13 protein-coding genes and 1 pseudogene are annotated in these 16,743 nt (G+C 64.8%); 8 read left to right on the forward strand and 6 right to left on the reverse strand.

Going from position 1 to position 16,743, the window contains the following annotated elements; genetic code table 11:
* Positions 1–181 precede the first annotated feature (181 nt).
* The 6 genes and pseudogenes from CJ179_RS46780 to CJ179_RS46805 form a co-directional block, all read left to right on the forward strand.
* Positions 182–1,978, forward strand: a complete 1,797-nt coding sequence (locus tag CJ179_RS46780) for an acetyl-CoA carboxylase biotin carboxylase subunit (RefSeq protein WP_095866000.1) — start codon at positions 182–184, stop codon at positions 1,976–1,978.
* 1 nt (position 1,979) lies between these two features.
* The gene (locus tag CJ179_RS46785) at positions 1,980–2,729 is read left to right on the forward strand and encodes an SDR family NAD(P)-dependent oxidoreductase (RefSeq protein WP_095866001.1); all 750 of its coding nucleotides are present in this window, start codon (positions 1,980–1,982) and stop codon (positions 2,727–2,729) included.
* A gap of 42 nt (positions 2,730–2,771) precedes the next feature.
* Complete coding sequence (locus CJ179_RS46790; protein ID WP_095866002.1) at positions 2,772–4,337, forward strand: acyl-CoA carboxylase subunit beta; 1,566 nt, start codon at positions 2,772–2,774, stop codon at positions 4,335–4,337.
* Positions 4,334–5,092, forward strand: a complete 759-nt coding sequence (locus CJ179_RS46795; protein WP_095866003.1) for an SDR family NAD(P)-dependent oxidoreductase — start codon at positions 4,334–4,336, stop codon at positions 5,090–5,092. The genes CJ179_RS46790 and CJ179_RS46795 overlap by 4 nt, the downstream gene beginning before the upstream one ends.
* Before the next feature lie 325 nt (positions 5,093–5,417).
* A complete protein-coding gene (locus CJ179_RS46800) occupies positions 5,418–5,750 on the forward strand; it encodes a WhiB family transcriptional regulator (RefSeq protein ID WP_095866004.1) in 333 nt (110 codons plus the stop codon).
* Positions 5,751–5,760: 10 nt separating this feature from the next.
* Positions 5,761–6,049: pseudogene (locus CJ179_RS46805) on the forward strand (DUF4193 family protein); the annotation flags it as partial.
* A 474-nt stretch (positions 6,050–6,523) separates the two neighbouring features.
* Here CJ179_RS46805 and CJ179_RS46810 read toward each other — a convergent pair.
* The 3 genes from CJ179_RS46810 to CJ179_RS46820 all read right to left on the reverse strand — a co-directional run bounded on the left by CJ179_RS46810 (position 6,524) and on the right by CJ179_RS46820 (position 10,206).
* The gene (locus tag CJ179_RS46810; protein ID WP_095866005.1) at positions 6,524–7,366 is read right to left on the reverse strand and encodes a mycofactocin-coupled SDR family oxidoreductase; all 843 of its coding nucleotides are present in this window, start codon (positions 7,364–7,366) and stop codon (positions 6,524–6,526) included.
* A 593-nt stretch (positions 7,367–7,959) separates the two neighbouring features.
* Entirely contained in the window at positions 7,960–8,571 is a 612-nt protein-coding gene (locus CJ179_RS46815; protein ID WP_257016248.1) for a TetR/AcrR family transcriptional regulator, read from the reverse strand.
* 108 nt (positions 8,572–8,679) lie between these two features.
* Positions 8,680–10,206: a class I adenylate-forming enzyme family protein gene (locus tag CJ179_RS46820; protein WP_095866007.1), complete on the reverse strand. Its 1,527-nt coding sequence runs from the start codon at positions 10,204–10,206 to the stop codon at positions 8,680–8,682.
* A 465-nt stretch (positions 10,207–10,671) separates the two neighbouring features.
* Between CJ179_RS46820 and CJ179_RS46825 the strand changes: the two genes are divergently transcribed.
* Complete coding sequence (locus CJ179_RS46825; RefSeq protein ID WP_095866008.1) at positions 10,672–11,673, forward strand: LLM class flavin-dependent oxidoreductase; 1,002 nt, start codon at positions 10,672–10,674, stop codon at positions 11,671–11,673.
* 209 nt (positions 11,674–11,882) lie between these two features.
* Complete coding sequence (locus CJ179_RS46830) at positions 11,883–12,920, forward strand: LacI family DNA-binding transcriptional regulator (protein WP_095866009.1); 1,038 nt, start codon at positions 11,883–11,885, stop codon at positions 12,918–12,920.
* A 118-nt stretch (positions 12,921–13,038) separates the two neighbouring features.
* On the opposite strand, the gene CJ179_RS46835 is transcribed toward CJ179_RS46830, so the two are convergent.
* From CJ179_RS46835 to CJ179_RS46845, 3 genes are read right to left on the reverse strand one after another with little or no spacing between them, the layout of a single operon-like run.
* The gene (locus tag CJ179_RS46835) at positions 13,039–13,770 is read right to left on the reverse strand and encodes an SDR family NAD(P)-dependent oxidoreductase (RefSeq protein ID WP_218834932.1); all 732 of its coding nucleotides are present in this window, start codon (positions 13,768–13,770) and stop codon (positions 13,039–13,041) included.
* 17 nt (positions 13,771–13,787) lie between these two features.
* Entirely contained in the window at positions 13,788–14,546 is a 759-nt protein-coding gene (locus tag CJ179_RS46840; RefSeq protein WP_095866011.1) for a 2-oxo acid dehydrogenase subunit E2, read from the reverse strand.
* Entirely contained in the window at positions 14,543–16,705 is a 2,163-nt protein-coding gene (locus CJ179_RS46845) for a thiamine pyrophosphate-dependent enzyme (RefSeq protein ID WP_257016251.1), read from the reverse strand. The genes CJ179_RS46840 and CJ179_RS46845 overlap by 4 nt, the downstream gene beginning before the upstream one ends.
* Positions 16,706–16,743 lie beyond the last annotated feature (38 nt).

Below are 16,743 nucleotides of genomic sequence, written 5' to 3' on the forward strand. Positions count from 1 at the left end.
CGCCCTCTCTGTCGTCGACCCCGCCCACGGGTGAGTCGGGGACCATCGTTGACCGTTACCACATCTGACGGTACCGTAAGCGAACGTACGATTGTTTGTCTAAGTGACATGGTCCTACGAAGGCGACCCCACACCGGGGCGTCCATCGCACAGGTATTTCGAAACCCCAAGGAGTCCGGGCATGTTGTCCAAGGTCCTCGTCGCCAACCGCGGCGAAATCGCGGTCCGCATCATTCGCACCTGCGCAGAGGCCGGCATCGCCAGCGTCGCCGTGTACTCGGAGGCGGACGAGAAGGCGCTGCATGTGCGTCTGGCCGATGAGGCGGTCCTGCTCGGCGCGGCCTCTGCGTCGGAGTCGTACCTGGCGATCGACAAGATCATCGAGGCCGCGAAGAGCACCGGTGCGCAGGCCGTGCACCCCGGCTACGGCTTCCTGGCGGAGAACGCCGCGTTCGCCAAGGCCGTGGAGGACGCCGGATTGATTTTCATCGGACCCCCTTCCTCGGCGATCGAGGTGATGGGCTCGAAGATCGCCGCCCGCGATCTCGCCGCGAAGGCCGACGTCCCGCAGGTCCCCGGCTCGCAGGGCACCATCGCCTCTCCGGCGGATGTCATCGCGTTCGGTGACGAGTACGGCTACCCGGTGGCGATCAAGGCCACCTACGGCGGTGGTGGCCGCGGCATGCGCATGGTCGCCTCGGCCGCCGACGCCGAATCCGCGTTCGCCTCGGCCAAGCAGGAATCCGCTGCCGCGTTCGGTCGTGACGATGTCTACCTCGAGCGGTACCTGTCCAGTGCTCGCCACGTCGAGGTCCAGGTCTTCGCCGACACCCACGGCAATGCGGTGTGGATCGGCGACCGTGACTGCTCGGTGCAGCGCCGGCACCAGAAGCTGATCGAGGAAGCACCTGCTCCCGGCCTGTCCGACGAGCTGCGCCGTGCCATGGGCGAGGCGTCGGTCCGCCTGGCCAAGGAGGTCGGCTATGTCGGCGCCGGCACTGTCGAGTTCCTCGTCGAGGCCGACCGGGAGGCCTTCTACTTCCTGGAGATGAACACCCGCATCCAGGTCGAGCACCCGGTCACCGAGATGACCCTGGGCCTGGATCTGGTCGCCGAGCAACTCGCCGTCGCCGCCGGCGAGCCGCTGTCGATCACCGAGTCCGGCGCCTCCCCGCGCGGGCACGCGATCGAGGTCCGCGTCAACGCCGAGGACACCCGCGGCGCCCTGTTCATGCCCAGCCCCGGCCCGATCGCCACCGTGCAGGCACCGACTCGGGCCGGTGTCCGCTGGGACGGCGGTTATGAATCCGGTGACGAGGTCCAGCCCTACTACGACAGCCTGGTCGGCAAGCTCATCGTGTGGGCACCGACCCGGGACCGGGCCCTGGACCGGTTGACCCTCGCTCTGGACGAGCTGATCATCGATGGCGTGCCCACCACCGTCCCGGCCGCGCGACAGATCATTGCGCACAAGGACTTCCGTAACGTCGCCATGCATACCAACTGGCTCGAGCGCGACATCGACTTTGCCTCGCTGCTGCCGCCGGTCGAGGACCTGTCCGACGCCGACGCCGACGCCGAGGACACCGAGGAGATGCTGCCCCGCAACGAGGTGTGGGTCGGCGACCGTCGCTACGTCATTCCGTTCTTCACTCCCGCCGGTCCGGCCGCTGCCGCGCCCGTCGCCGAGCCGCAGGCGCGTCGCGCCGCGACCGGTGGCCCACGGAAGAAGCGGGGCGGCGGCGCCGCGGCGAGCGGTGAGGCCAAGAGCCCGATGCAGGGCACGGTCGCGCAGATCGACGTCGAGGTCGGTGCCCAGGTCGAGGCGGGGCAGGTGTTGATGGTGCTGGAGGCGATGAAAATGCAGAACCCGATCCGCGCCGCCGTGACCGGGGTCGTCGACGCCTTGCACGTCGAGGTCGGGCAGGTCGTCGCGGCCGGGGCATCCCTGGCCACCGTCGTGGCGGCAGGTGAGTGAGATGACACCACCGGTAGGGCAGCCGGTCGCGGTGGTCACCGGCGCTGGGGGCGGACTCGGAGCCGTCACCGCGGCGGTGCTCGGCGAACTCGGCCTGTCGGTGGCCTGTGTCGACATCGACGAAGTCGCTGCCAAGCGCACCGCCACCGAGCTGGGAAACAACGGGGTCACCAGTGCCGCCTACGGCGTGGACATCACCTCCGAGTCGGCGGCAAGCTCGCTGGTCGACGCGGTGCACGCCGACCTCGGCCAGGTTTCCCATCTGGTCAACATCGCCGGCATCCTGCGCCGCACCCATCTCGCCGACACCACCGCCGACTCCTGGCGGCAGGTCATGGACGTCAACGTCACCGCCCCGTTCCTGCTCACCCAGGCCTTCGCCGTCGATCTGAAGGCCGCCGAGTACGGGCGTGTGATCAACTGCGCCTCCTTCGCCGGCACCCGCGGCTACGAGTACCCCGCCTACGCCGCCTCCAAGGCCGCACTGATCAACCTGACCAGCTCCCTGATGTTCGACTTCTGGGGCACCGCGGTCACCGTGAACGCGGTCGCTCCCGGTGCGATGGTCACCCCGATGCTCGATCGACCCGCGGCAGAGCGGATGGCGGCCAAGACCCCGACCGGGCGCATCCTCGATCCCGACGACGTCGCCGCGGTCATCGGTTTCCTCGCCGGCCGCGCCTCACGCGGGGTCAACGGCACCACCACCGTAATCGACGGCGGCGCCTCTCTGCTGTTCAGCTACAAGTAGTTGACCGAATCCTTCTCATACCGAATCAATTTGGAGTTTCCGATGACTGACATCCTGGATGACACCCAGACCGCACCCGCGCGGAGCCCACACGACGAGCTGGAGGCACGCCTGACCGCCGCTCGGCTCGGCGGCTCGGAAAAGCAGCGGCAGAAGCAGATCGATGCCGGCAAGATGCTCGTACGCGACCGGCTCGAGTTGCTCTTCGACAATGGCTGGTCCTTCGAGGACGGCCTGCTCGCCCGCTACGACGAGGGCCTGCCCGGTGACGCCGTCGTCACCGCGGTCGGCAAGGTCGACGGCCGCGACATCGTCGTCATCGCCAACGACTACACCGTCAAGGCGGGTACCTGGGGCAAGCGGACCTTCGAGAAGATCGTCCGCGCCCAGGAACTCGCCGACTCCACCGGCACCCCGATCGTGTACCTGTTCGACTCCGCCGGCGCCCGCATCGACGAACAGTTCGAGAGCTTCGTCGGCCGCCGTGCCTGGGGCAACATCTTCTACAACCAGGTCCAGATCTCCGGCCGCGTCCCCCAGGTCTGCGCCCTGTTCGGCCCCTCCCCCGCCGGCTCCGCCTACGTGCCCGCACTGTGCGATCTGACGATCATGGTCCGCGGTCACGCCACCGCCTACCTCGGCTCCCCGCGGCTGGCGCAGATGGTGACCGGTGAAGACGTCACCCTCGAGGAAATGGGTGGCGCAGAGATGCACTCGACCGTCTCCGGCCTGTCCGACGTCCTCGTCGAAGACGACGCGGAAGCCATTGCCGCCGTGCGGGTGTGGCTGTCATTCCTGCCGTCGAACTGGCAGCAGGAGCCCCCGGTCACCGCACCGGCGGACCCGTCCGGTGCCCGGACCATCAAGGAGATCGTCCCCGAGGTCGAATCCGAGATCTTCGACATCCACGAGCTGATCGACTCCCTCGTCGACGACGCCAGCTTCTTCCCGTACAAGGACCTCTTCGCCCCGGAACTGGTCACCGGGTTCGCCCGCCTGAACGGCCAAAGCGTCGGCATCGTCGCCAACCAGCCCACCGTCAAGGGTGGAGTGATCTTCCCCGACTCCTCCGACAAGGCGGCCCGGTTCATCTGGATCTGCAACGCCTACAACATCCCGATCCTGTTCCTGGTCGACATCGCCGGCTACATGATCGGCTCCGAGGTCGAACGTCAGGGCATCATCCGGCACGGCGCGAAGATGATCTTCGCCGTCTCCGAGGCCCGCGTCCCCCGCATCACGGTGCTGCTGCGCAAGGCGTACGGCGGCGGGTACCTCGCGATGTCCGGTGCCCCGATGCAGCCGGACGCCCTGATCGCGCTGCCGACGGCCAAGCCCGCCCTGATGGGCCCGGACGCCGCCGTGAACGGCATCCACTACAACCGCATCCAGGCCATCGAGGATCCGGAGGAGCGCGCCGCGTTCATCGCCGAGAAGCAGGCCGAGTACGCCGCCGGCATCGACGTGTTCAAGATCGCCAACGAGAACGCCGTCGAAGCGGTCGTGCCCGCGAACGAGCTGCGCCACGAGCTCACCCAGCGCCTGGCGCTGTACCGCAAGCGGGATCGCACCGCCCCGGCCCGCCGAAACGGCGTCACCCCGGTATGAGCGCACCGGTGCTCGCACCGCGGCGGGATGGCCTCACCGGTGTCGTCACCGGTGCGGGCACCGGGATCGGTCGGGCCTGCCTCGAGCTGCTGGTCGAGCACGGTGCCCGCGTCGACGCGTGGGATCGCAGCGACGAGGCGTTGGCAGATCTTGCCGACCGCAAGGATGTCGCGGCCCGCACAGTCGACATCACCGACGCTGCTGCGGTCGCCTCGGCGGCCGCAGCAGCGCAGAAGCATTGGGAACGAATCGATTTCGTTGTCAACTGTGCGGGCGCCTTCCTGGTGGGACCGCTGGCCGAGGTGAACGTGGAATCGGTGCGCTCACTGTTCGACGTCAACGTGCTCGGTACCACCCTAGTCACGCAGGCGCTCCTCCCCGCGCTCAAGAGCAGCAGGGGAGCAATCGTGAACGTGGCGAGTTCGGTCGCGCTCAAGCCCACCGCCAGCAATGCGCACTACGCGGCGTCCAAGGCGGCGGTGGCGCACCTGACGCGGTGCTGGGCCCTCGAGTTGGGCCCCGAGGGGGTTCGGGTCAATTCCGTCGCTCCCGGTCCGACGCCGACCGCGATCTACCGGACCGCCGGGATGAGTGCCGAGCAGGAGTCGATGCTGCTGCGTGAGCGTGCGGCCACGATCCCTCTGCGCCGTGTCGGCGATCCCGTCGACACCGCCCGGTGGATCGCACGGTTCGCACTCGAGGACGACTGGACGACCGGAGTCGTTCTTCCGGTGGATGGTGGAATGGCGCTCTGACGCCGCGCATCCACGCCATTCGCTTTCAGCACCCGGATCCCGGGCCTCACGACGAGGGCATGGGATCCGGGTGCCTCCCGTTCCCGCCGATGTTGACCCCAGGCATCAGCGCAACCGACACCGCCCATTCCGACTGCGCACGCGCTGCGCACCGACTGCAGTCCCAGAAACCGGAAGCCTCGACACCCCGGTCGGCGACAGGGAAGTGTTGCCGACCCACGTCTCCGTGCACGAACGTCGCCGACCGACCCCGCACCCTTGCGTGGCCCCGCCCGGGGCCGGCGGATCAAGTCAATGTTCGACTCCGAAAGCGACCAATCCCGCAGTGCCTGATCATTCGCACCACCACATCGACCGGGACTGGCAGCACCGCGCCTCCTGCCGCGGCACCGACACCGAGAGGTTCTTCTCCCCCGACGGTGAACGCGGCAGCGTCCGCGCCCAGCGTGAGCACGCCGCCAAACAGATCTGCCAGGACTGCCCCGTGCTCGCCGACTGCCGCACCCACGCCCTCACCACCGAGGCTTATGGCATCTGGGGTGGCATGTCCGAAAACGAGCGTGCCCGCCACACCCGACGTACCCGCCTCGCGGCCCGACCCCGGGAGAGTGGCGCGCCACCGAACCCCCGAACCGGGCCCGACCCGACCGCATCATGAGGTAGAGGTCATGGCCACCCACTACGACGCACCGAGAGTCCTCGAAGCCGGCGAGACGACCGACACGTCGCGCGAACAGCTGGCGGCAGGCAGGGAAGAAGCCCAGGTACCCGACATGGACGTCGAGGACACCGACACCGCAGAGTCCTTCGAGCCGCGCGGCGCGGACCTGTCGGGTGAAGCATTCACCGGACCGTGATCCGAACAGTCTGACCAGTTCACCTGCACCAGTTGCATTTGGTCCAGCACACCGCAGCCGTCTCGCCAATGGTGATCAGCTGATCTACCGGGAGTGCGCACTTTGCAAGCATCAGACCACCGGCCGCCGGGCATCGATCTTCAGCGGGCCACCAGGGGTACAGCGAGGCGAGGACGATACGACCTTCCTCCGGTTCGCAGATCAGTCAGCAAGTGCGTCGAGAATCAGGTCGTAGTTCTCATCGGTAAGGAAGCCAAGTGCCTTTGTCGGCGGCCGTAGCGTTACCGATGGCGCCACCATGCGATGGGGCGAACTGACCTTCAGCGCCCAGGACAGGACTGGGCCGGTACTTCGCGGCCTTCGAGGACCGGGGTGAAAGTACTGGCCGCACCCCCGGAGTATCGGCCGAGGTGCGGGTGGTACGGATGAGCCACCCGCACTGAGCAGAGCCAAAGAGACACGCAGGGGAACGCACCGCTGCCCCTTCACCCGGGACGGAAAAGTGCCGGGTGAAGGGGCAGCGGATTGCCCCATGGCAAGGCTCACACCGCCTCGCCACGGAATCCGACGACTTCTAGCCGCCGACCTTCTGACTTGCGCCGGCGTCGATGGGCAGGTTGATACCGGTGATGTACCGCGATTCGTCCGAGGCCAGGAAGAGCACGGCGTTGGTGATGTCGATGGGTTCGACCCACGGGATGTTCGGGAGCGAGTGCATGGTGGCGAACGCGTCGCGGGAGTCCTCGAGTGTCGGGTGCGCGAGGTCGGGGCGGAAGAGTCCGTAGAAGGTCTCGTTCTGCAGGAGCTTGGTGTTGACGTTCGTCGGGTGCACGGCGTTGACCCGGATTCCCTTCGGGCCGAGTTCGTTTGCGAGCGTGTGCATGAGACCAACGATGCCGTGCTTGGCGGTGACGTAGTGGCCGACGTTCGGGTAACCGTTCAGGCTCGACGTCGATCCGGTGAAGATGACTGAGCCGCCTTCGCCCCGCTCGACCATGTTCGGCACCGCTGCCTTGACGGTGTGGAAGACACCGGTCAAGTTGGTGTCGATCATGTCGTTCCACTGCTCTTCGGTGAGGTCCAGGACCTTGTTTGCCGAGATGATGCCTGCGTTGGCACAGACGATGTCGATACGGCCGAACTCGGCGAGGCCGTCGGCGACCGCAGCCTCCATCTGCTGCAGGTTGCGCACGTCGGCCTGCGCGATGACCACGCGGCGGCCCAGTTCCTCGACCAGCCGCGCCGTTTCCTTCAGGTCATCGAGCGACGCCATCGGGTACGGCACACTATCGATCTGGTCGGCGATGTCGATGGCGATGATGTCAGCGCCCTCTTTCGCCAGCCCCAGCGCGTGCGAACGTCCCTGGCCGCGTGCGGCCCCGGTGATCAGGGCGACCTTGCCCTCCAAGCGGCTCATTGCGTTTCCCATTCTCTCGATGTAATTCCCTGCCGGTGTCGGCGGAGCAACGGACACAAACGTACGTGCGTTTGTTTAATTAGAGTGTGATCTGAGCGACAACAAATGTCAACCAGATGGGGCTGGTGAGCGCGGCATCCCTCAGAGCAGCGGGCATCACGGCGAAGCGACCTTCAATGGAGATTCGAATCTCACCGGGAAACGTTCCGTGCCAATGAATTATCCGGCAACCGACCAGGCCGAATCACGATCGGGCATTGGTTCTGCCCCGGGCAGTGCCACGACGCCCAGGGCGACGATCGTAGGACACTGGCGGCGCGCGATGCGATCGCGATCGAAAATTCCGTCCTTCTCACTGGCGTCCGTCTTCGCGGCCGCCCATCGGAGCCAGCCGTCGGCGCGGGAACGAAAGCAAGATGTACGGGCACCAACAGAGTCGCGGTGGCCCTGCAATCACGCACCGTGCTGTCGTCGGCTAACAGAGCGGCGTCGACGTCCTGGCGAGGCCATCTGCCACGGGTTCGAACACCCGGTCGCCAGAGGCCCCATCCCGGCTGGTGCCCCGGTGCGGGATGGCGCGAGAAGCTGCTAGGTTAGCTGCCGTTCTCGACGCCGAGCTGTCGCAGCGCCATCTTGATGTAGGTGTTGACGACCTTGTCGAGCGTCTTGGGGCCGCCGGGTTTGTACCAGGACGACACGTGTGCACCCTGAGCCAGTATCGAATACGTCTGCAGTTTGGCATCGAGGATGTCAGCGCCGGTCTCCTTGGCCACGTCCTTGATGAGCTTCTGCAGCAGTCGCTCGTACTCGGCACGCTTGGCGAGGACCAACTCCAAGTCTCCGTCGCTCAGGGCCCGGAGCTCGGTATTGCCGATGAACGTCTCCCGCGCATGCTCCGCGTGGTAACGGATGTGGCAGTCGACCGCCGCCTTGAACCGGTCCAGCGCACTCCCGTCGACGCTTACGAGCGCCTTGTTCACGGCTTCGAGGAGTTCGTCCATGACCGACACCATGATGTCGGTCAGCAACTCTTCCTTGCCGCTGATGTGGTTGTAGAGGCTGCCGACCTGGATGCCGACCTCGCTCGCGACTGTGCGCAGCGACGTGGCCTCGTAGCCATGTTCGTAGAACAGGCTGGCCGCGGCCTCCCGAATGGCGACGTTGGTGCGCGCGCCGCCGCGTGTCACCCGAGTTGCTCGAGTCACTGTGCCCCTCCGAGGTAAATTGGACGGTCCCCGAAGGGGCCGGCAAGCGGTCTCAGGAACAATCGTACGTTAGTCGATTGGTATTCTCGTTGATTGGTGACGCGGTTGTTACCAGCCCATCGTTGCCCGGATGTTGGTCTTGACGATCTTGCCGCTGGGATTCATCGGCAGGGCGTTCGGGCCCACGAGCGCGATCATCTTCGGAACTTTGTATCCGGCCAAGTGCTTGCGCAGGAACGTGGCGATCTCTGTCTCGGTGACGGTCTGACCCGGCCGCACGGCGATGACCGCTCGCACCTCCTCGTCCCACTCTTCACTCGGGACGCCGAGGACGGCGGCTTCCATGACAGCCGGGTGCGTGTGGAGCAACTGCTCGATCTCCGAGCTGTACACGTTCTCGCCACCGGTCTTGATCATGTCCTTGGCCCGGTCGCGGAAGTACAGGTAGCCATTTTCGTCGCGGACCGCCAGGTCACCGGTACGCAGCCAGCCGTTGTCGAGCACCTCCTTGGTGGCCTCCGGTCGACCGAAGTATCCGGTCATCAGATTGGGGCCGCGGACGCAGATCTCTCCGATCTCCCCCACCGCCGTCGGGGCACCGTCGTAGAGATCACGCAACTCGACCTCGGTGAGGAGGTATTCGGTGCCGATCGAGCCGTCGATCTCCGGCCGGAGCATGTCCTGTGGGAGAAGCCGGGTGACCATCGGCCCGGCTTCAGTGAGGCCGTAACGGAAGAACAGGTCGACATCCGGGATCAGGGCCGACACTGCCAGCTTGTCCGGCATGCGCAGCAAACCGGCACCGGTGTGGAGGGCCTTGAAATTGTTGCGGAACCCGTCGGTGTCGAACGTGCCCGACTTGAGCATGCGCCGGATCATGTTGGGCACGAGGAACATGTTGGTGATCGACTCGCGCGCGACGAGGTCCGCGATCTCCTCTTCCACGAATTTGTGGACGAGGACCGAGCTGTTCCCCGTCACGTAGTGGGGCAGGAACCAGCACAGCAGGGCGGCGGAGTGGAAGAGCGGGGTGACGACGAGGCCGCGATCGTTCGGGCGGGCACCGATACGGCAGTCGGCGATTTCGTTGACTGCGTTGGTCAGGATCGCCGAGTGCGAGAGCACGACCCCCTTGGAGAAGCCGGTGGTGCCACCGGTGAACAGGATGCAGGCAGCATCCGATGCTTCTACCGGCACATCCTTGATCGGTTCCGACCGCAGGAGGTGATCGAACTCGTCTCCCTCGTGCACCACGGTGACCGGCGCTTTGAGGCCGTCACCGGCCAGGACCTCCGCGATTGCGGCGTCGAAGCCATCGCCGACGAGTACGACGCGGGCGCCGGTTTCGTTGATGCCGTGCGCCAGCTCCTCGGTTGCCCATCGCCAGTTGTATGGGACAAAGGCGGCACCGGCGGCGACGACTCCCAGGAAGGTTTCGATGCTGAAGGCGGTGTTGCCCGCCAGGACGCCGACGGTGTCACCGGGTTTGACACCCTGCGACCGCAGACCGGCGGCGATTCGCCACGCCCTGTCCGCGAGTTCTCCATGGGTGAGCCGGCGCGTACCGTCGAAGATCGCTTCACGTTGGGGCACCAGCCGCTCGTTGCGACGAATAGCGTCGACGAGAGTAAACATCGTTCTCCTTAGCCGTACAAGTGTTGCTGTGGCCTTCAACACTACGTTAGACGTACGTACGTTCGCTAGTCCCGCGGTTCTGGAATTCTCACCAACTTGCGGTGAATGCCGAAGGACCGCCTCAGGGGCAAGACAGCCAATGGATCGTGTATTGAGCCTTCTGCCACACGACCGCCTCGTGGATTGACGAGGAGTTGGCTCGGAATCTCGCACGCGAGCATTCCGATATCGAAGGCTATATCGTCACCCCACCCAAATAGAGCGGCGTTTCTCGCATTCCTCAGCACTGCGATCCCGGGCCCGCTGCAACCCGGATCGAAGGGCGGATTGACATCGCGAGGCCACAAGCTTCCTCAGGTGTCCGGGGTGCGGATTTGACTTTCACATTGATGTGAAGGTTTAGCGTCGTCGAAGACCGCGAAGACGCGAACCCGTGGACAGAATTTCGACGAGGAGGACCCCGCTGTGAGACTGAGCATCCTGGACTATTCACCGGTTGACGAGGGCGGGACCGCAGCCGAGGCTCTCGCTGACACGCGCAAGTTGGCTCAACGCGCGGATGCGCTCGGTTACGAACGATTCTGGGTCTCCGAGCACCATCACACCGACGCGCTTGCCGGTGTCGCACCCGAGATGCTGATGATGCACCTCGCCGACAGCACTCGCCGGATCAAGGTGGGCTCTGGTGGAGTGATGTTGCCTCATTACAGCAGTATCAAGGTTGCCGAGAACTACAAGATGATCGAAGCTCTGCATCCCGGACGCGTCGATCTCGGATTCGGACGGGCGCCGGGTGCAGACGCACTGATCAGTCACGCGTTGAACGAGGAAAAGGCCAGGGACCTGCCCTACGACGTCAAAGTCTCCGACCTCAAGTCGTTCGTCACCGGGCATTATCCCGTCGGGCATCGCTTCGCCCGAGCCGCCGCCCGACCCAAGATTTCGACCAGCCCGCAGATGTGGGTGCTGGGTGCGAGCGGGTCGACAGCCGGCCTCGCAGCGAAAGAAGGGCTGGGATTTACCTTTGCCCACTTCATCAACCCCGGTGGGCGAGGTGTTCCGGCGGCGCAGGCGTACCGAGAGCAGTTCGTGCCATCCGAGCTGCAACCGGAACCGGAGGTGATCGTTACCATCTTCGTTGCGGTGGCGGAAAGCCGGAGCAAGGCAGATGATCTCGCAACAGCGTTCCATCTCTGGCTGGCGCAGATCGAAAGCCCCGCAGCGTTGACCGCATTGCCCTCGGTATCGACAGCCCGCCATCACAGGTACACAGCCGGTGAGGCGGCGACGATCGAGCGCAATCGGAACCGCCTTGTCTTCGGGACACCATCAGAGGTTTGGAGCCAGATCGAACAGTTGGCAGAGGCCTATAGCACCGATCAGATCATGATCAACCCGAATGTTCCCGGACTCGACGCCCGCATGACCACGATTGAGCTGGTCGCCAAGGAGTTTGGCCTCAACTAGCGACCCAGCATCGAAGGCTCGGCCGGAACAAGAACCCCTTGGCGTTCCGAATCGTCGAGCTCGACATTGCCGTGCCGGCCTCGCCGAGACACGCCGCGGTTGCGCGTCGATGATTCGCGAAGTTTGACGCTGTGGCCGGCAGGTAATGTTGGTGTGAAACTCGACCTTGTCACCGACACGAACTCTGAGCCAGGGGATGGTAGCGCACGATGGCAGCACGGCCCGGCATTCGTGATGTCGCAGCGTTGAGTGGGGTGTCGGTCGCGACAGTCTCACAGATACTCAATGGTCGGCGTCTCGAACGCTACAGCGACGACACACGACGCCTCGTGAATGAGTCGGCTGCCAAGATCGGGTACAAGCCGAACTCATTCGCTCGCGGACTACGCACGCAACGCTCTGGAGTGATCGGGATGGTGAGCAACCAGATCGTCACCACGCCGTATGCCGGCAAGCTCGTATTGGGGGCACAGTCCGCCGCGCAGCGCGACGGTCTGGTCTTGATGGTCGTGAACAGTGAAGGCAACACGGACACCGAACTCCGGGCGATTCGGTCCCTACTGCAGCACCAGGTCGACGGTGTGCTCTATGCAGCTCTGGTCAAGCAGATCGTTCACGTTCCGGACGTCCTCGACAACACGATCACGACGGTCGTCCACGGCCACCCGTCTTCGACCAATCATCCGGCGGTTCTCTCCGACGAACGGGACGGTGCGCGTCGGGCAGTTCGACATCTGCTCGATTACGGCCATCGTCGTATCGGATTCGTCACCACGACGCAGGTGCTGGTCGCCGCCGACGAGAGGCTCACGGGCTACCACGAAGCGCTCGCTCAGAGCGACGTCCAGTTCGACCCGGCGCTTGTGAAGGCCGGGGAAACCAGCCCTCAGGGTGCGCGTCAGGCGGCCCTGGAACTGCTCGATCGTGCAGACCGCCCGACGGCGATTTTCTGTTTCAGTGATCACATGGCGATGGGTGTGTATCAAGCAGCTAGTCTTCTTGGCCTTCGTATTCCCGAGGATCTATCGGTGGTCGGTTTCGGCGATTTGGAGCTCATTTCCGCCGGGTTGATGCCGCAGTTGACCACAGTTGCGATTCCCTACTTCGACATGGGCGCGGCAGCGGTACGGTCCGTTCTCGATCGAATGGAGCAGTCCGGTGGCTCTGCCGCCGCGCCATCGCAGGTTCTGTTGCCTTGCGACCTCGTTTCGCGAGCGTCGGTATCGGCCCCGGCTACGCAAGCGTAGCTGCCTGGTTACCCGCCTGGTCCGCGTCTCCGGGATCTAATGGAGGTCCGGTCCGCACAGAACGTCGGCGGGCCGGACCAGGAGTTGACCGAACGCGGTTACCAGGGTCTACTGCCGATCAGCCCAAGAAGGCACCACCATTGACTGCGAGCACCTGGCCTGTGACGAACGAACTCGCGTCCGACACCAGGAATTCGATCGTACTGGCGATCTCGTCGGGGTTCCCGAGACGTCCCATCGGGTTCATGCCTTTCAGGGACTCGCGACGTTCTGATCCGAATTCCGCCAGCATGTTGGTGTCGATCGCCCCTGGGGAGACGGAGTTGATCCGGATACCTCGGGCAGCCAGTGGTGCCGCCAGCGACCGAGTGAGGCCGACGACCCCCGCCTTGGAGGCCGCGTACGCGGGGGAGGCGAACCGTGACGATGTTTGGGCCGCCATTGAGGAGATCGAGACGATCGACCCTCCATCTCCAATTGTTTTGGCGGACTCGGCGATCACGTGGAATGTTCCGGTGAGGTTGATCGACAAGATCCGCTCCCACTCAGTCGCCTCGGTGGTGTCGAGTGTCGAGGTTCCGACCACTCCTGCCGAGTGAACGCATCCCCGAATGCCGCCTGGCAGCCTTGCGGCCTGCGCGAACAGTGCCGCAACACTGTCCGGGTCCGTGACGTCGACAACGCGGGACTCTACGGCAGATTCGGTGGCCAGCTCGGACACTGTCTCGTGCAGACCCTGCTCGTTGCGGTCGGAGAGGAGGAGCCCGTATCCGCGTTTAGCCAGTACCTTCGCAGTTGCTCGTCCGATGCCACTGCCGGCACCAGTCACGACGATGTTTCTCGAGGTCAATGTTTCACGCTCACTTTCTATGTCAGTAGCGACAGTTCGGGATTCTCGAGGTGATGCTGCAGCGCACGGAGCCATTCGCACACCTCGGACGTATTGAGCAGATGCCCGTCCGCGTTCACGGTGCAGGTCAGCATCTGCCGGATGCCGATCCCGTCTTTCGTAGCGACGACCCGCTCCTCGACTGCACCCACGGATATGCTGAGAAGGGCACGCGCGGGCCGAGGGTGGTAGTACTCGCTCACACCTGATTCTCCGAGGTCGACTACCAGGACGGTGGCTCCCTTCGACGCTTGTGGTTCCGTCTTTGCTGCCTCTGCGGAGAAGTCGATCACGTTGCTGTAGGTCGTGATCGAGAGGTCGTCGCTGCTGTCAACGATCCGGGTGCCCGTGCGGGGAGTGAAGACGGCAACGTTGCTTGTCGGGATGCGTGGATGGTCCCTGAGGGTGAGAGCCGCCGCTTTCACGATCAGTGCCGTCAGTGAGATCGTCCGGTCGCGGTCGGCGTTCACGGCGTCGCGCAGGTCCACCAGCCGGTTCGCACACACGTCTTGTTTGGCGACGATGTCCGCGCGGAGATTTTGGGGGTTCTCCCGTATGCGGACCCCCCGAGTGGGAGTGGCCAGGGCTGCAGACGCCGCCGTCTCAACATCCCGGCGAACGATCCGTCCACCTGGTCCGGTGCCGTGGACGGCTGCGATGTCGACTCCGGCGATGGAGGCTAGTCTGCGGGCGAGGGGTGACGCCCTGAGGCGGTGTGGCTCGGCTGCCGGGTTCAACGGCTCTGCACCACCTTCAGTGGTGCCCGTGAGTCGCCGGCGAGGTCCATGTCTCGCTGGAGGGCCGCGACTATTTCCTCGCGGCGAGCCACCGCTGCCCGCTCGAGCCGGCGCGAGATGGTGGGTGAGGCTTCTCCGCCGGCGACCCTCATGACCGGGTGGTCGAGGTGGTCGAAGAGGCGGCGTTGGATCTCGTCCGCGAGCCATGCCCCGTAGCCCGAGGGGTAGGAGCCTTGTTCGACGATGAGTACCCGGTTGGTCTTCTTGATGCTGGTCTCGATGGTGTCCCAGTCGATGCTGGCGCGGTCGAGCCAGCGCAGGTCGACAACCTCCGCGTCAACATTCGCGTCGTCTGCCGCTGCAAGGGCCTCCCCGACCATGTTGAGGTAGGTCAGGATGGTGACCTCGCCGCCGGTCCGCGCAACCCGTGCGATACCTGGCAGTAGGTGGTGGTCGAGGGAGCCTAGCTCGCACTTCTGCTTGGCGTGGTAGAGCTCGGTCTGTTCCAGGATCAGCACCGGGTCGTTGACCTCGAGGGCGGTATTGAGCAGTCCCACGTAGTCGTACGGGTTCGAGGGGGCGACAATTCGCCACCCCGGGAACATCGCGAACAGCCCCGCCGGATCCATCGAGTGCTGGGAACCGTAGCCCGAGCCGATCCCGACCTTGGCACGGACCACAACAGGCATCTCGACGTTTCCGCCGAACATGTGTCGCGCCTTACCGATTTGGTTGAAGACCTGATCTGCCGCAACCAGTACGAAGTCCGCGAACATGAACTCGACGATTGGCCGGTATCGACCCATCATCGCGAGTCCTCCAGCCGCACCCACGAAACCGTTCTCGCTGATCGGTGTGCCGATGATACGGGTGGGGAACTGCTCGGACAGGCCCCGCGTCGCCCCGTTGGTTCCCCCATTCAGGCGATGAATGTCCTCGCCGAGCAGGAGGATGCGGGGATCGCGCTGGAGCGCGTTTCCGAGGGACCGCGCAACCGCGTCGACGTACACCACCTCCGCCGATGTCTCGTCGGTTGTTTCGTCCTCCTGGTGCGTGATCCCTGAGAGCTCGGACAGATCGCTCCGGATGTGTTCGTCGACCAGATCGGTTGGAGGCCAGAAGCGCTCCGCGATCATTCGATTTCCGCCGGTCGCTGTCTCGAAGAACCCGGCCAGGATCGCCTCGCACTGCTGGTTCACTATCGCTTCGAAGGATTGCAGATCCGGCTCGGTTGCCAGTCCTCGCTGACTCACATGGTTCCGCGCGGTCACCAGTGGGTCTCGCTGCTTCCACTGCTTCTCTTCATCGCGAGTGCGGTAGCCGAACGCACTGCCTGCGAATGCACCGCTTTGGTGGTAAAAGCGGTAGACGTCGGCCTCGACGAGGACGGGCCCTTGTCCAGTTGCCATGTGTTCGCGTGCCTCGCGCATGGCGAGGTACACGGCGACCGGGTCCATGCCGTCGACCTTCCACGAGGGAATGCCGAAGGCCTGTCCTCGTGCGGAGAGGCGGGTCTCGGCCGTCACCTCGGCGATGTGGGTAGCTACCGCGTACTGGTTGTTCTCGATGAAGAAGCACAACGGCAGCTTCCACGCACCCGCCAGGTTCATCGTCTCGAGCGCGGAACCGATGTTGGCCGCACCGTCCCCGAAATAGGTGACGGTGACGTTGTCGATGCGGTCGGTGCCCGAACTTAGCTGTTGGCTCCAGGCGCTGCCGGCGGCGAACGGTATTCCGCCGCCGACGATGGCATTGGTTCCGAGCGCTCCTGCCTCGAGCCACTGAAGGTGCATCGACCCACCCCGGCCAAGGCTGAATCCACTATGCAGACCAAGGATTTCCGCATACGACTGACTCAACAAGCCCGATATCGGTTCCGGGAGATCGCCGGTGGAGGGGATCGCATGTCCTTTGGTCCCGAGGTAGGCCAGCGACTTGGCGAGGAACTGGTGGTGGCCTCGATGAGTGCCGTTGACCGTGTCCCCCGGCTCCAGTGCGAGTGCTGAGCCGACGGCGCCTCCCTCCTGTCCGATGCTCGAGTGCATCGGGCCGTGGACGAGTCCTTCGCTCGTGACCCTGATCAGGGACCGCTCGAACGCTCGGACGATGGCAGTGTGGGCGTACATCGACCACAACACATCCGGATTGATCGATTGCACGTCCTCATGGTCAACCGTGACATTCACCCAGGGGACAT

Origin of the sequence: Rhodococcus sp. ACS1 (genome assembly GCF_002300155.1) — a bacterium.
Lineage (GTDB): Bacteria > Actinomycetota > Actinomycetes > Mycobacteriales > Mycobacteriaceae > Rhodococcus_F > Rhodococcus_F koreensis.

What these genes read in the sequence shown, in the direction of transcription:
- CJ179_RS46780 (WP_095866000.1), top strand. Translation starts at nt 182, where the DNA reads ATGTTGTCCAAGGTCCTCGTCGCCAACCGCGGCGAAATCGCGGTCCGC.
- CJ179_RS46785 (WP_095866001.1), top strand. Translation starts at nt 1,980, where the DNA reads ATGACACCACCGGTAGGGCAGCCGGTCGCGGTGGTCACCGGCGCTGGG.
- CJ179_RS46790 (WP_095866002.1), top strand. Translation starts at nt 2,772, where the DNA reads ATGACTGACATCCTGGATGACACCCAGACCGCACCCGCGCGGAGCCCA.
- CJ179_RS46795 (WP_095866003.1), top strand. Translation starts at nt 4,334, where the DNA reads ATGAGCGCACCGGTGCTCGCACCGCGGCGGGATGGCCTCACCGGTGTC.
- CJ179_RS46810 (WP_095866005.1), bottom strand. Translation starts at nt 7,366, where the DNA reads ATGAGCCGCTTGGAGGGCAAGGTCGCCCTGATCACCGGGGCCGCACGC.
- CJ179_RS46820 (WP_095866007.1), bottom strand. Translation starts at nt 10,206, where the DNA reads ATGTTTACTCTCGTCGACGCTATTCGTCGCAACGAGCGGCTGGTGCCC.
- CJ179_RS46830 (WP_095866009.1), top strand. Translation starts at nt 11,883, where the DNA reads ATGGCAGCACGGCCCGGCATTCGTGATGTCGCAGCGTTGAGTGGGGTG.